Genomic DNA, 13,808 nt, shown 5'->3' with positions numbered 1-13,808 from the left:
CGCTCTTGCTGCTCCGCGGCAGCGCGGGCCGCAACAGCGTGCACACCGCTGAGCCCGCCACCACCCCCTCCGAGCGATGTGCACGCTCTTGCCGCTCGGCGGCGCCTCGAACCGCAACAGCGTGCACACCGCTGAGCGCGCGCAGCCCGCGGCTACGAGCGACGGGCGAGCGCGGCCCGCACGCGCCTCGCGCAGCGATCACCCGCACCCGCGACATCGGTCTTCGTGATGCGCACGACGATCCAGCCGGCCGCCTCCAGCATCTCGTAGCGCAGGATGTCCTCGGCCCACCGCTTGGGGTCGAGGTGTCCTTCGCCCTCGTACTCGACCGCGATCTTGAGCGCGGGGTAGCCGAGGTCGGGGTGCAGCTCCACGCCGTCGATGACCACGAGCGGATGCACCTCGGGCTCCGGCAGCCCCGCGAGCACGATGACGCGGCGAGTGATGCTCTCGAAGCGGGAGTCGACGCCCGGGCGCGCGTCGTCGGCTGCGGCACGCAAGGCGCGGGCGCCGCGGAGGCCGCGGCAGCCGTCGAGGAAGTCGAGCAGCGCCTGGATCGTCGCGTAGGGACGCTTCGGCAGGTCGAGGTCGGGGTAGCGCTTCGAGCCGGTCAGGAGCGCGTCGACGACGTGCACGAGCCGCTCGTGCGGCAGCTCGCGCGCGAGGGTGAGCGCGGTCGCGCCGGGAGCGAGGAGCCGCAGGCCGCGATGCGACACGCTCTGCAGCCGATCCGGGTCGATGGCGATGTGCCGCGTGCCGGCGGCGCGACCGCGGGTGCTGCCGTTCGGCCGCGCGATCACGAGCGGGTCGTCGGCCGACCAGTCGTCGGGAAGCGGGAGCCCCCACAGGCGCGCGGCGGTCGTGCCGCCGTAGGAGTGGTGCGGCGGCATGCGCGTCGCGTACGCGGCGGCGAGCGCGTGCAGGTCATCGACGGCGTTCGCCCGCACGCCGCGGAACGGCGCGACGAGGTCGCGGGCGCGCACTCGCGCCGGGCTGACGCCCGCTCGCAGGGCGTCGCCGACGAGGAACGGCCGGCCGGCGAACGGCTCGGGCAGCGGTGCGGGTCGGGGCGGCATGCGCGCACTCTGCCTCGCCGCGGGCCCGCGCGCCCTCAGCGGTCGGCTCACCTGTGGAGAGCCCGCGCTTCCCCGACGGCCGCGTCCGCGCGGTCGCGACGAGCGATGTGCACGCACCCGCGCCCCACCGCTGCGGCGAGCCGCGAGAGCGTGCACGAGGATGCGTGACGCGGCCCGCGACTCGCGGGTGTCGCCGTGTGGGTGGCCTGGTCTAGCGTGCCCGCATGACCTCGATGACGAGGACGCAGGGCGAGCGCACGTTCCTCCACGTGCTGATCAACACCGCCCTCGCCAACCTGACCACGAGCTTCCTCTGGTTCGCGCTGACGTTCTGGGTCTACCTCGAGACCCGCTCGGTACTCGCGACCGGCATCATCGGCGGCGCCTACATGCTGTTCGTCGCGTTCGGCAGCATGCTGTTCGGCACGATCGTCGACCACAACCGCAAGCTGCGCGTCATGCTGCTCTCGGGCACCGTCACGCTCGTCGCGTTCTCGGCCGCGGGCGTCATGTACCTGCTGCTGCCCGAGCCGATGCTGCTCGACCTCGGCGCGCCCTGGTTCTGGGTCTTCGCCGTGATCGTGCTCGGCGGCGCGGTCGTCGAGCAGATGCGCAACATCGCGCTCTCGACGACCGTCACGATGCTCGTGCCCGACGAGCGGCACGCGAACGCCAACGGCCTCGTCGGCACCGTGCAGGGCCTCGCGTTCATCGTGACGAGCGTGCTCTCGGGCCTCGCGATCGGCCAGCTCGGCATGGGGTGGACGATCGCGATCGCCGTCGCCCTCACGGGCGTGAGCCTCGCGCACCTCATGACGCTCCGCATCCCGCAGGACGTCGTCGAGCTCGACGCCGACGACACCGCCCGCGGCGTCGACCTGCGCGGCTCGCTGCGCGCGGTGCTCGCGATCGGCGGGCTCTTCGCGCTCATCCTCTTCTCGACGTTCAACAACCTCATCGGCGGCCTCTACATGGCGCTCATGGACCCGTACGGGCTCGAGCTGTTCACGGTCGAGATGTGGGGCATCGTCTTCGGGGTCGCCTCGACGGGCTTCATCGTCGGCGGCCTCGCGATCGCGCGCTTCGGCCTCGGCAAGCGGCCGATCCGCACGCTGCTCATCGTCGTGATGGTGATGGGCGCGCTCGGCGCGCTCTTCACGGTCCGCGAGTGGTGGTGGCTCTACGCAGCCGGCATCTGGCTCTACATGTGCCTCATCCCGGCCGCCGAGGCGGCCGAGCAGACGATCATCCAGCGAGTCGTGCCGCTCTCGCGCCAAGGCAGGGTGTTCGGCTTCGCGATGGCGTTCGAGTCGGCCGCCGCGCCCATCACCGCGTTCCTCATCGCGCCGCTCGCCGAGTTCTGGATCCTGCCGTGGGCGCGCTCGAGCGAGGGCTCGGCGGCGCTCGAGCCGCTGCTCGGCACCGGCGTCGCGCGCGGCATCGCGCTCGTGTTCCTCATCGGCGGCGTCGTCATGATCGCCGCGGCGGCGCTCGCGATGCTCACGAAGTCGTACCGGCAGATCAGCGCGTCCTACGACGCGGCCGCGCCGCTCGACGCAGCCGGGTCCGACGACGCCCTCGCGGCTGTCGTGCCGACGGCCGACCCTCGCGCGGTCGATGCCGTGCCGGCCGAGGGCGCGGGGCCGGATGCGTCGGCTCAGCCCGGGGCGGATCAGTCGCGGTCGCGCTCGAGCAGCGAGGGCGGCAGGGCGGCCGGCCCGAGGTAGGCCGAGCGGGTCGGCGGCGCGGAGTCGACCGCGGTCGCGTCGGTGACCGGCTCGGGGGCGGTGTCGGCAACGAACCGCTCGAGCCGCGACCACGGGAGGACGGCGACGGGCGGCGCCTCGCCGAGGAGCCGCTCGCGGATCGCGTCGAGGGGCAGCGGCGCGTCGCTCGCGAGCAGCACGACGTTGCCGAAGCGAGCGCCCGCGAGCGTGGAGCCGGTGGAGATGAGGGAGACGTGCGCGAAGACGGCTCGCACGGTCGCGAGCTGCGCGCGCAGGAAGGCGAGCGGCGGCCCGTCGGCCGAGTTGACGAGCAGCGCGCCGCCCGGCTCGAGTGCCGCGCGCGCGGCGCGATAGAACTCGATCGAGGTGAACGGCGCGGGCACGCTGCCGCCGCCGAAGACGTCCGAGAGCACGATCGAGACGGGCTCGGTGAGCGCCTCGAGCACCGCGCGGCCATCGCCGACCTCGAGCTCGACGCCGTCGGGCAGCGGCGCCTCGGCGCGGACGAGCTCGGCGAGCGCGGGCTCGAGCTCGACGACCCGCTGGTCGAGGTCGGGCAGCGCGTGCTGCAGCAGCCGCGGCAGGGTCGCCGCGCCCCCGCCGAGGTGCAGGGCGCGCCGGCCGCCGCCCGCGAGGCACTCGAGCGCGGCCGCGAGCATCCAGCGCGCCGACGCGTGCCGCGGCGCCGCGCCGGGCGCGCCGATGTGCGACTGCTCGATGCCGTCGATCACGAGCACGAGGCCGTCGTCGACCGGTTCGAGCCTCGCCTCGCGGCCGCTCGAGAGCCGCCGCGACGTCACGCCGCCTGCCGGCGGCGCCAGCGGATCTCGACCACGCGGCGGGCCGAGCGCGAGCACGCCTTGCACGCGTAGCGCCCGCGCGGCGCGCGGAAGCGCACGTGCTCGTGGCCGCCGGGGCATTCGCCGAGCCAGCCCGCCCGCTCGGCAGCGATCTCGCCCTGGTGGGTGCGCCCGCCGACGTAGCCGAGCTCGCGCGCCGCCCGTCGCCACACCGGTCCGTGACCCGCGCCGGGCCCGACCATCGCGTGCGCGACCTCGTGCAGCAGCGTCTGGTGCACATCGTCGTCGTCCCAGCGGGCGGCGAGGTGCCTCGAGACGGAGATGCGCTTCGCCCGGAAGTCGGTGAGGCCGGCACGCTTCACGGCGCGGTCGAAGCCGAAGCTCCAGGACTCGTCGAGGTGCAGCCGGATGAGGGCCTCCGCCCACACCCGCACTCGCTCGAGCTCCGCCATCCGTCACCTCCCGCCGGCAGCGAGCATGCCAGCAGCGGGCCGCGCGGCGCGAACCGGCGAGGCGAGGCTGTGGAGGGTCAGCGCCCGCCCCAGATCGGGTGGCTCGCGCGCGGCACGTCCTGCTCGGCCCGCACCGCCTCGGTCTGCGCGCGGTCGGTCGCGACGAGCAGCGCGATCTCGGCCGCCTCGAGCTGCTCGGGCGGCAGGTCTGCCTCGCGGCAGAGCTCGACGGCGACGGTGAAGTCGACGCACGCCTCCTGCCAGCGGCCGAGTGCGAAGTGGACCGTGCCGCGCTGCTGGAGCGCGTGCGCCCACAGCTCGACCCAGTCGTTCGAGCGCGCCTCGGCGATGATCGCGGTGCACTCGCGGAGCGCGGTCGCGAGGTCGCCGCGCGTCTGCACGACGGAGGCGCGCAGCAGCCGCGCCTCGGCGGCGCGATCGCGCGAGCCGGACGCGCGCGCGAGCGTGACCGCCTCGCTCGCTGCGGCGAGCGCCTCGTCGAGACGCCCGATGCTCTCGAGCAGCCACGCGCGCTCCGAGACGGCCGCGAGCGAGCGCTCGCGCCCAAGCTCGCGGAGCCTCCGGGCGGCGGCCGCCACGTCGACGGCGTTGCGCAGCGCGGTCTGGTCGTAGCCGATCGACTCGCTCATCCCGACATCGTGCCGCAGGATCGCCGATCCGTCGGGAGCACGCGCCGCGAGCCGGTTCGCAGGCGATCGCGGTGTGCCGGGGGAGCATTCCCCTCGAGCAGCCCGGATCGCCTGCAGAACGACCCTGCGCGCGGGAGCGATCAGCCGAAGATGCCGCGGCTCGGCGCCGGGCTCGGCGTCGCGTCGGCGTCGCGCGCGGGGAGCGCACCGCCGAGGAAGCGGCGGAGCTCCGCGCCCGCGACCACCTTGCCCGGCAGCGGGTCGCGCCGCAGCGCCCGGCCGATCGCCTCGAGGTCGGGCAGCGCGGCTCCCGCGATCGCGACGACGTTCCCGAAGCGGCGGCCCTTCAGCATCCCCGGGTCGGCGAGGGCGGCCGCCTCGGCGTGCACCTCGAGCAGCGCGGCGAGCTGGCGCTTCGCGAACGCGAGCTGCCGGTCGTCGGCGATGTTGACCGCGACGACGCCGGCCGGTGCGAGCAGCTCGCGCACGAGCGCGTGGAACTCCACGGTCGTCACGTGCGCCGGCGTCTGCGAGCCCGAGAACACATCCACGACCACGAGGTCGGCGGCGCCGACGAGCCCCTTCGGCAAGCGCGAGAGCTGCTCGCGCGCGTCGCCGTAGCGCAGCCGCACGCTCGCGCCGCGGGGGAGCGGCGCGACCTCGCGCACGAGCTCGACGAGCGCGGGCTCGAGCTCGATCACCTGCTGCCTCGAGCCGGGCCGCGTCGCATCGACGTAGCGGGGGAGCGTCAGCGCGCCTGCGCCGAGGTGCACCGCCGTGATCGGCCCCGGCTCGAGCGCGTCGATGACGTGCCCGATCTGCTGCACGTACTCGTAGACGAGCAGCTGGGGGCGCTCGGGGTCGACGTGCGACTGCGGCGTGCCGTCGACGACGAGCTGCCAGCCGCCCGCCGAGGCGTAGCGCATCTCGGCGTGCATGCCGCTCGAGAGGCGGCGGCTCGGGGTCTCCACGCACTCATCCTGCCGCTACCGCCAGCGCCCGCGCGTCGCGCTAGCACCGACGCCCGAGGGGACGCCATCCGACACGCCGCGGGGACTGGACACGCGGGGTCGCGAGGCGTACAGTGATTCTTTGCGCTCACAGACATCCCCTCTGCCTTCATATTGCGGTCGGCGCGCGCCCGGACACCGGGCGCTTCAAGGGTGTTGACGAGTCTCTCACCGACGACACGATCCCGGGAAGACCCGCAACCCTTCCCGGCCCGGAGGTATCTGCCTTGGCTGAACTGAGCCCCAAGACCGGTCGGAACGCAAGCCGACTGAGCTTCTCCCGAATCCCCGAGACGCTCACCGTCCCCGACCTGCTGGCGCTGCAGACCGAGAGCTTCGAATGGCTCATCGGCGACGACGCATGGAAGGCCCGCCTCGACGAGGCGACGGCCGCCGGCCGCGACGACATCCCCGCGCAGTCGGGGCTCGAGGAGATCTTCGAAGAGATCTCCCCGATCGAGGACCTGAGCGAGAAGATGCAGCTCTCGTTCTCGGAGCCCGTCCTCGATGTGCCGAAGTACACGATCGACGAGTGCAAGGAGCGCGGCAAGACCTACGCCGCACCGCTCTACGTCTCCGCCGAGTTCATGAACCACGAGACGGGCGAGATCAAGTCGCAGACCGTCTTCATGGGCGACTTCCCGCTCATGACCGAGAAGGGCACGTTCATCGTGAACGGCACCGAGCGCGTGGTCGTCTCGCAGCTCGTGCGCAGCCCCGGCGTCTACTTCGAGCGCACCCCTGAGAAGAACTCCGACAAGGACGTCTACTCGGCGCGCGTCATCCCGAGCCGCGGCGCGTGGCTCGAGTTCGAGGTCGACAAGCGCGACGCCGTCGGCGTGCGCATCGACCGCAAGCGCAAGCAGTCCGTCACGGTCTTCCTCAAGGCGCTCGGCCTCACGGCCGAGGACATCGCGCGCGAGTTCGCCGGCTACGAGTCGATCCTCGCGACGCTCGAGAAGGACGCGCCGATGACGAAGGAGGACGCCCTCCGCGACATCTACCGCAAGCTGCGTCCGGGCGAGCAGGTGGCCGCCGAGGCCGCTCGCGCGCTGCTCGACAACTTCTACTTCAACCCCAAGCGCTATGACCTCGCGAAGGTCGGCCGCTACAAGATCAACCGCAAGCTCGGCATCGACGTGCCCATGAGCGACTCGGTGCTCTCGGTCGAGGACATCGTCGCGACGATCAAGTACCTCGTCGCGCTCCACAACGGCGACACGACCCTGCCGGGCGTCCGCAAGGGCGAGCCGGTCGAGATCCGCCTCGACGTCGACGACATCGACCACTTCGGCAACCGCCGCATCCGCGCGGTCGGCGAGCTCATCCAGAACCAGGTCCGCACGGGCCTGGCCCGCATGGAGCGCGTCGTGCGCGAGCGCATGTCGACGCAGGACATCGAGGCGATCACGCCCCAGACGCTCATCAACGTGCGTCCGGTCTCGGCGGCGATCAAGGAGTTCTTCGGCACCTCGCAGCTGTCGCAGTTCATGGATCAGAACAACCCGCTCGCGGGCCTGACCCACAAGCGCCGCCTCTCGGCGCTCGGCCCCGGCGGCCTCTCGCGCGAGCGGGCGGGCGTCGAGGTGCGCGACGTGCACCCCTCGCACTACGGCCGCATGTGCCCGATCGAGACGCCCGAGGGCCCGAACATCGGTCTCATCGGCTCGCTCGCGACCTTCGCGCGCATCAACTCGTTCGGCTTCATCGAGACCCCGTACCGCCGGGTCGAGAACGGCGTCGTGAGCGAGAAGATCGACTACCTCACGGCCTCCGAGGAGGACGAGTTCGTCGTCGCGCACGCGAACAACCGCCTCGATTCGAGCCAGCGCTTCGTCGAGGACCGCGTCGTCGCCCGTCGCAAGGGCGAGGAGGTCGAGCTCGTCGTGCCGACCGAGGTCGACTACATGGACGTCTCGCCGCGCCAGATGGTCTCGGTCGCGACGAGCCTCATCCCGTTCCTCGAGCACGACGACGCGAACCGCGCCCTCATGGGAGCGAACATGCAGCGCCAGGCCGTGCCGCTCGTCCGCTCTGAGTCGCCGTACGTCGGCACCGGCATGGAGGGCTTCGCCGCGATCGACTCCGGCGACGTCATCACGGCGGATGCGTCGGGCGTGGTCGCCGAGGTCTCGGCCGACCTGGTCACGGTGCAGCTCGACGAGGGCGGCACGCAGCAGTACTTCCTGCGGAAGTTCGACCGCTCGAACCAGGGCACGTCCTACAACCACCGCGTCATCGTCTCGGCGGGCGACCGCATCGAGGCCGGCGAGGTCATCGCCGACGGCCCCGCGACCGACCAGGGCGAGCTCGCCCTCGGCCGCAACCTGCTCGTGGCGTTCATGCCGTGGGAGGGCCACAACTACGAGGACGCCATCATCCTGAGCCAGAACCTGGTGAAGGAGGACGTGCTCTCGTCGATCCACATCGAGGAGTACGAGGTCGACGCCCGCGACACGAAGCTGGGCAAGGAGGAGATCACGCGTGACCTCCCCAACGTCGGTCCCGACCTGCTCGCCGACCTCGACGAGCGCGGCATCATCCGCATCGGCGCCGAGGTCGTGCCGGGCGACATCCTCGTCGGCAAGGTCACGCCGAAGGGCGAGACCGAGCTGAGCGCCGAGGAGCGCCTGCTGCGCGCGATCTTCAACGAGAAGAGCCGCGAGGTGCGCGACACGTCCCTCAAGGTGCCGCACGGCGAGCAGGGCACGGTCATCGCGGTCAAGCAGTTCCGCGCTGAGGACGGCGACGACGAGCTCGGCTCGGGCGTGCACGAGAAGGTCGTGGTCTACATCGCGCAGAAGCGCAAGATCACCGAGGGCGACAAGCTCGCCGGCCGCCACGGCAACAAGGGCGTGATCGCGAAGATCCTGCCCGAGGAGGACATGCCGTTCCTCGCCGACGGCACGCCGGTCGACATCGTGCTCAACCCGCTCGGCATCCCGAAGCGCATGAACTTCGGCCAGGTGCTCGAGACGCACCTCGGCTGGATCGCGAAGACGGGCTGGAAGGTCGAGGGCACCCCCGACTGGGCCGAGGGCCTCGACCCGCGCACGCTCGAGGCGCCCGCGAACACGAAGGTCGCGACCCCCGTGTTCGACGGCGCGACCGAGGAGGCCATCATCGGCCTGCTCGACGCGACGCTCCCGACGCGCGACGGTCAGCGCCTGGTCGACGGCTCCGGCAAGGCCGACCTGTTCGACGGCCGCTCGGGCGAGCCCTTCCCGTACCCGATCTCGGTCGGCTACATGTACATCCTCAAGCTCCACCACCTGGTCGACGACAAGATCCACGCTCGCTCGACCGGCCCCTACTCGATGATCACGCAGCAGCCCCTGGGCGGTAAGGCCCAGTTCGGCGGCCAGCGGTTCGGCGAGATGGAGGTCTGGGCGCTCGAGGCGTACGGCGCCGCCTACACCCTGCAGGAGCTGCTCACCATCAAGTCGGACGACATCGTCGGCCGCGTGAAGGTGTACGAGGCGATCGTCAAGGGCGAGAACATCCAGGAGCCCGGCATCCCCGAGTCCTTCAAGGTGCTCATGAAGGAGATGCAGTCGCTGTGCCTGAACGTCGAGGTGCTCAACGCTGCGGGTGACGTCGTCACCCTGCGCGACGACGAGGACGAGGCGCTCCGCACGGCCGAGGAGCTCGGCATCAACCTCTCGCGCCCCGAGATGTCGTCGATCGACGACATCTGATCCGGCAGCCGCAGAACAGAACTCGAAGACAAGAGGAAAAGCATTGATCGACGCAACCACGTTCGATGAGCTGCGGATCGGCCTCGCCACGGCCGACGACATCCGTGCATGGTCCTACGGCGAGGTGAAGAAGCCGGAGACCATCAACTACCGCACGCTGAAGCCCGAGAAGGACGGCCTGTTCGGCGAGCAGATCTTCGGCCCCAGCCGCGACTGGGAGTGCGCGTGCGGCAAGTACAAGCGCGTGCGCTTCAAGGGCATCGTCTGCGAGCGCTGCGGTGTCGAGGTCACGAAGTCGTCCGTGCGCCGCGAGCGCATGGGCCACATCGAGCTCGCCGCCCCGGTGACGCACATCTGGTACTTCAAGGGCGTGCCCAGCCGCCTCGGCTACCTGCTCGACATGGCGCCGAAGGACCTCGAGAAGGTCATCTACTTCGCCGCCTACATGATCATCCGGGTCGACGAGGAAGCTCGCCACGAGCGCCTGCCGGCGCTCGAGCAGGAGCTCCGCCTCAAGATCGGCGAGATCGAGAAGCGTCGCGACGCCGACATCGCCGAGCGCCTCGCGCAGCTCGAGGCGGATGTCGCCGAGCTCGAGGAGGAGGGCGCGAAGGCCGACCAGAAGCGCAAGGTCCGCGACGCGGGCGAGCGCGAGATGGCGCAGCTGCGCAAGATCGCCGACGACCAGATCGCCCACATGGAGCGGGTCTTCGACGACTTCCGCTCGCTCAAGGTCGGCGACCTGAAGGCGGAGGACGCGGTCTACCACGACCTCGTCGACCTCTACGGCGAGTTCTTCGAGGGCCACATGGGCGCCGAGGCGATCAAGCTGCGCCTGCTCTCGTTCGACCTCGCGGCCGAGTCCGAGGACCTGCACCAGCAGATCGCCGAGGGCAAGGGCCAGCGCAAGATCCGCGCGATCAAGCGGCTCAAGGTCGTCAACTCGTTCCTGCAGACGGGCAACAGCCCGGCCGCGATGGTGCTCGACGTCGTCCCGGTCATCCCGCCGGAGCTGCGCCCGATGGTGCAGCTCGACGGTGGCCGCTTCGCGACGAGCGACCTGAACGACCTGTATCGCCGCGTCATCAACCGCAACAACCGACTCCGCCGCCTGCTCGACCTCGGTGCCCCCGAGATCATCGTGAACAACGAGAAGCGCATGCTGCAGGAGGCGGTCGACGCCCTGTTCGACAACGGCCGCCGCGGCCGCCCGGTCACGGGCACCGGCAACCGCGCGCTCAAGTCGCTCTCGGACATGCTCAAGGGCAAGCAGGGCCGGTTCCGCCAGAACCTGCTCGGCAAGCGCGTCGACTACTCGGGCCGCTCGGTCATCGTCGTCGGCCCGCAGCTGCAGCTGCACCAGTGCGGCCTGCCCAAGCAGATGGCGCTCGAGCTGTTCAAGCCGTTCGTCATCAAGCGCCTCATCGACCTGGGCCACTCGCAGAACATCAAGCACGCGAAGCGCATGGTCGAGCGGTCGAAGCCGCAGGTGTGGGACGTGCTCGAGGAGATCATCCGCGAGCGCCCCGTGCTGCTGAACCGCGCGCCCACGCTGCACCGCCTCGGCATTCAGGCCTTCGAGCCGCTGCTCGTCGAGGGCAAGGCCATCCAGCTGCACCCGCTCGTGTGCTCGGCGTTCAACGCCGACTTCGACGGCGACCAGATGGCTGTGCACCTGCCGCTCTCGGTCGAGGCGCAGGCCGAGGCCCGCGTGCTCATGCTCGCGTCGAACAACATCCTGAAGCCGTCCGACGGCCGACCGGTGACGCTCCCGACCCACGAGATCGTCTCGGGCCTCCACCACCTCACGTCCGTCAAGGCGGATGCGGTGGGCACGGGCCGCGCGTTCTCCTCGGTCGCCGAGGCCATCATGGCCATGGACCAGGGCACGCTCGACCTCAACGCCGTCGTGCGCATCCGCCTGACGGGCCTCGTCTTCCGGGACCAGGACCGTCCGGAGGGCTTCGTCGACGGGGAGCCGTTCCTGCTCGAGACGACCCTCGGCCGCGCGCTCTTCAACGAGCTGCTGCCGGAGGACTTCCCGTTCGTCGCCGAGGTCGCGGCGAAGCCGGTCATCTCGCTCATCGTGAACGCGCTCGCCGAGCGCTACCCGAAGACCGTGGTGGCGGCGACGCTCGACAAGATCAAGGACGCGGGCTTCCACTGGGCGACCCGCTCCGGCATCACGGTCGCGCTCTCCGACGTCATCACCCCCGCGCGCAAGGACGAGATCGTCGGCGCGGCGGAGGAGGCGGCCCGGAAGATCCAGGACAAGTTCGAGAAGGGCCTGCTGACCGACGCGGAGCGTCGCAGCGACCTCACCGAGCTCTGGACCAAGGCCACGAACGACGTGCAGAAGGCCACCCAGGAGGCGTTCGACGAGGGCAACTCCATCTACCGGATGGTGACCGCCGGCGCGAACGGCAACTGGATCCAGGTGCGCAACATCACCGGCATGCGCGGTCTCGTGACGAACCCGAAGGGCGAGGTCATCCCGCGCCCGATCATCTCCTCGTACCGCGAGGGGCTGACGGTCGCCGAGTACTTCATCGCCACGCACGGCGCGCGCAAGGGCTCGGCCGACACCGCGCTCCGCACGGCCGACTCGGGCTACCTCACGCGTCGCCTCGTCGACGTGTCGCAGGACGTCATCATCCGCGAGGACGACTGCGGCACCGAGCGCGGCCTCGACGTGCCGATCGCCGAGACGATCGACGGGCAGCTCGTGCTGCACGAGAACGTCGAGTCGGCGGCGTTCGCCCGCAACCTCGCGGTCGACGTCGTCGCCTCGGACGGCACGGTGCTCGCCACCGCCGGCTCCGACATCGGCGACCGCGAGATCCGCGCGTTCATCGGCGCCGGCGTCGAGACGGTCAAGGTGCGCTCGGTCCTCACGTGCGAGTCGGCGGTGGGCGTCTGCGCCCACTGCTACGGCCGCTCGCTCGCGACCGGCAAGCTCGTCGACATCGGCGAGGCGGTCGGCATCATCGCCGCCCAGTCGATCGGCGAGCCGGGCACGCAGCTCACGATGCGCACGTTCCACACCGGTGGATCGGTCGGCGCGAGCGACATCACGCAGGGTCTGCCCCGCGTGACGGAGCTCTTCGAGGCCCGCACCCCGAAGAACGCCTCGCCCATCGCGGAGGTCGCCGGCCGGGTGCGCATCGAGGAGGACGAGAAGTCGAAGCGCGTCGTCATCACCCCCGACAACGGCGACGAGGAGCTCACCTACCAGGTGCTGCGCCGCGCGACGCTCGAGGTCGGCGACGGCGACCACGTCGAGCAGGGCCAGCAGCTGCAGGTCGGCTCGATCGACCCCAAGGAGGTGCTGCGCGTGCGCGGCGTCCGCGAGGTGCAGAAGCACCTGGTCTCGGGCGTCCAGGACGTGTACCGCTCGCAGGGCGTGCCGATCCACGACAAGCACATCGAGGTCATCGTGCGGCAGATGCTGCGCAAGGTCACCGTCGTCGACCACGGCGAGACCGACCTGCTGCCGGGTGAGCTCGTCGACCGCTCGCGGTACAACGAGCTCAACCGCGCCGCGCTGACCGAGGGCAAGAGGACCGCCTCGGCCCGCCAGGAGGTCATGGGCATCACGAAGGCGTCGCTCGCGACGGAGTCGTGGCTCTCGGCCGCCTCCTTCCAGGAGACGACGAAGGTGCTCACCGAGGCGGCCCTCGCGGGCAAGCGCGACCCGCTGCTCGGCCTCAAGGAGAACGTCATCATCGGGAAGCTCATCCCGGCCGGCACCGGCCTGGCGCGCTACCGCGACGTCACGGTCGAGGCCACCGAGGAGGCGAAGGCGGAGCGCTACCCGAACCGCCTGTTCGCCGACGCCGGCGGCGTCGACGAGTCCGACCTGTCGTACCTCGACTTCGACGCCTTCACCGGTGGCGAGCTCGGCGAGGAGCCCGGGCAGTACGTCTGAGTGCGAAGCGCTCAATGCGACGCAGTCGCGTTGAGCGCGGAGCACTCAGGATCGAGTAGCGCGCGGCGAAGCCGCACGCGTATCGAGATCCACACGAAGAGGGCCGTTCCCGCAGTGAACTGGTCCCCGAAAGTTGGACTGGCCAAGTAGGAGCCTAAGCCGCGAGGGCCTGGGTCCGGTATTGCACCGGGCTCAGGCCCTCGAGCGTTGAGTGGCCGCGCTCGGTGTTGAACCAGGCGATGTAGTCATCGATTGCCGCGGTCAGCGCCTGGACGGTCAGGAACGTGGTGTTGCAGTAGAGCTCGTCCTTGAGGTGTCCGAAGAAGCTCTCCATGACGGCGTTGTCGAGGCAGTTGGCCTTGCGCGACATCGATTGGATCGCGCGACCCTCGAGCAGCTTGCGCCAGGTCGCGTGCTGATATTGGAAGCCCTGGTCGGAGTGGACGATCGGCTGGTCGCGCGGCGTG

General features: G+C 70.9%; 9 protein-coding genes. 3 read left to right on the top strand and 6 right to left on the bottom strand.

Annotation, left to right across the window (positions count from 1 at the left end):
• Positions 1–152: 152 nt before the first annotated feature.
• The gene (locus H508_RS0100215) at positions 153–1,076 is read right to left on the bottom strand and encodes an endonuclease domain-containing protein (RefSeq protein WP_026372577.1); all 924 of its coding nucleotides are present in this window, start codon (positions 1,074–1,076) and stop codon (positions 153–155) included.
• Positions 1,077–1,300: 224 nt separating this feature from the next.
• Here H508_RS0100215 and H508_RS13570 point away from each other — a divergent pair, with 224 nt between their 5' ends.
• Positions 1,301–2,803: an MFS transporter gene (locus H508_RS13570; RefSeq protein WP_084154859.1), complete on the top strand. Its 1,503-nt coding sequence runs from the start codon at positions 1,301–1,303 to the stop codon at positions 2,801–2,803.
• Here H508_RS13570 and H508_RS13565 read toward each other — a convergent pair.
• The 4 genes from H508_RS13565 to H508_RS0100190 form a co-directional block, all read right to left on the bottom strand.
• Positions 2,749–3,603, bottom strand: a complete 855-nt coding sequence (locus H508_RS13565; protein ID WP_156905937.1) for a spermidine synthase — start codon at positions 3,601–3,603, stop codon at positions 2,749–2,751. The two genes, H508_RS13570 and H508_RS13565, sit on opposite strands and share 55 nt — an antisense overlap.
• Complete coding sequence (locus tag H508_RS0100200) at positions 3,600–4,055, bottom strand: SprT-like domain-containing protein (RefSeq protein WP_026372576.1); 456 nt, start codon at positions 4,053–4,055, stop codon at positions 3,600–3,602. The genes H508_RS13565 and H508_RS0100200 overlap by 4 nt, the downstream gene beginning before the upstream one ends.
• Before the next feature lie 77 nt (positions 4,056–4,132).
• Entirely contained in the window at positions 4,133–4,705 is a 573-nt protein-coding gene (locus H508_RS13560; protein ID WP_051222394.1) for a hypothetical protein, read from the bottom strand.
• A 140-nt stretch (positions 4,706–4,845) separates the two neighbouring features.
• The gene (locus H508_RS0100190) at positions 4,846–5,643 is read right to left on the bottom strand and encodes a spermidine synthase (RefSeq protein ID WP_051222398.1); all 798 of its coding nucleotides are present in this window, start codon (positions 5,641–5,643) and stop codon (positions 4,846–4,848) included.
• A 299-nt stretch (positions 5,644–5,942) separates the two neighbouring features.
• Here H508_RS0100190 and rpoB point away from each other — a divergent pair, with 299 nt between their 5' ends.
• Together rpoB and rpoC are read left to right on the top strand one after the other, a co-directional pair.
• Positions 5,943–9,413: a DNA-directed RNA polymerase subunit beta gene (gene rpoB / locus H508_RS0100185; RefSeq protein ID WP_026372574.1), complete on the top strand. Its 3,471-nt coding sequence runs from the start codon at positions 5,943–5,945 to the stop codon at positions 9,411–9,413.
• A gap of 43 nt (positions 9,414–9,456) precedes the next feature.
• Positions 9,457–13,341, top strand: coding sequence for a DNA-directed RNA polymerase subunit beta' (gene rpoC, locus H508_RS0100180; RefSeq protein WP_026372573.1), 3,885 nt, complete (start codon positions 9,457–9,459; stop codon positions 13,339–13,341).
• Positions 13,342–13,495: 154 nt separating this feature from the next.
• Here rpoC and H508_RS0100175 read toward each other — a convergent pair.
• Positions 13,496–13,808 (bottom strand): IS3 family transposase (locus H508_RS0100175; RefSeq protein ID WP_026372545.1); only part of this gene is annotated, 313 nt, incomplete at its 5' end.

Source organism: Agrococcus lahaulensis DSM 17612, from assembly GCF_000425105.1.
GTDB classification, from domain to species: Bacteria; Actinomycetota; Actinomycetes; order Actinomycetales; family Microbacteriaceae; genus Agrococcus; species Agrococcus lahaulensis.
This window is presented reverse-complemented; position numbering and strand designations above follow the sequence as displayed.

Bases quoted from the DNA above. Each gene is read 5' to 3' on its own strand.
- H508_RS0100215 (WP_026372577.1), bottom strand. From the start codon at position 1,076: ATGCCGCCCCGACCCGCACCGCTGCCCGAGCCGTTCGCCGGCCGGCCG.
- H508_RS0100190 (WP_051222398.1), bottom strand. From the start codon at position 5,643: ATGCACGCCGAGATGCGCTACGCCTCGGCGGGCGGCTGGCAGCTCGTC.
- H508_RS13570 (WP_084154859.1), top strand. From the start codon at position 1,301: ATGACCTCGATGACGAGGACGCAGGGCGAGCGCACGTTCCTCCACGTG.
- H508_RS0100200 (WP_026372576.1), bottom strand. From the start codon at position 4,055: ATGGCGGAGCTCGAGCGAGTGCGGGTGTGGGCGGAGGCCCTCATCCGG.
- H508_RS13560 (WP_051222394.1), bottom strand. From the start codon at position 4,705: ATGAGCGAGTCGATCGGCTACGACCAGACCGCGCTGCGCAACGCCGTC.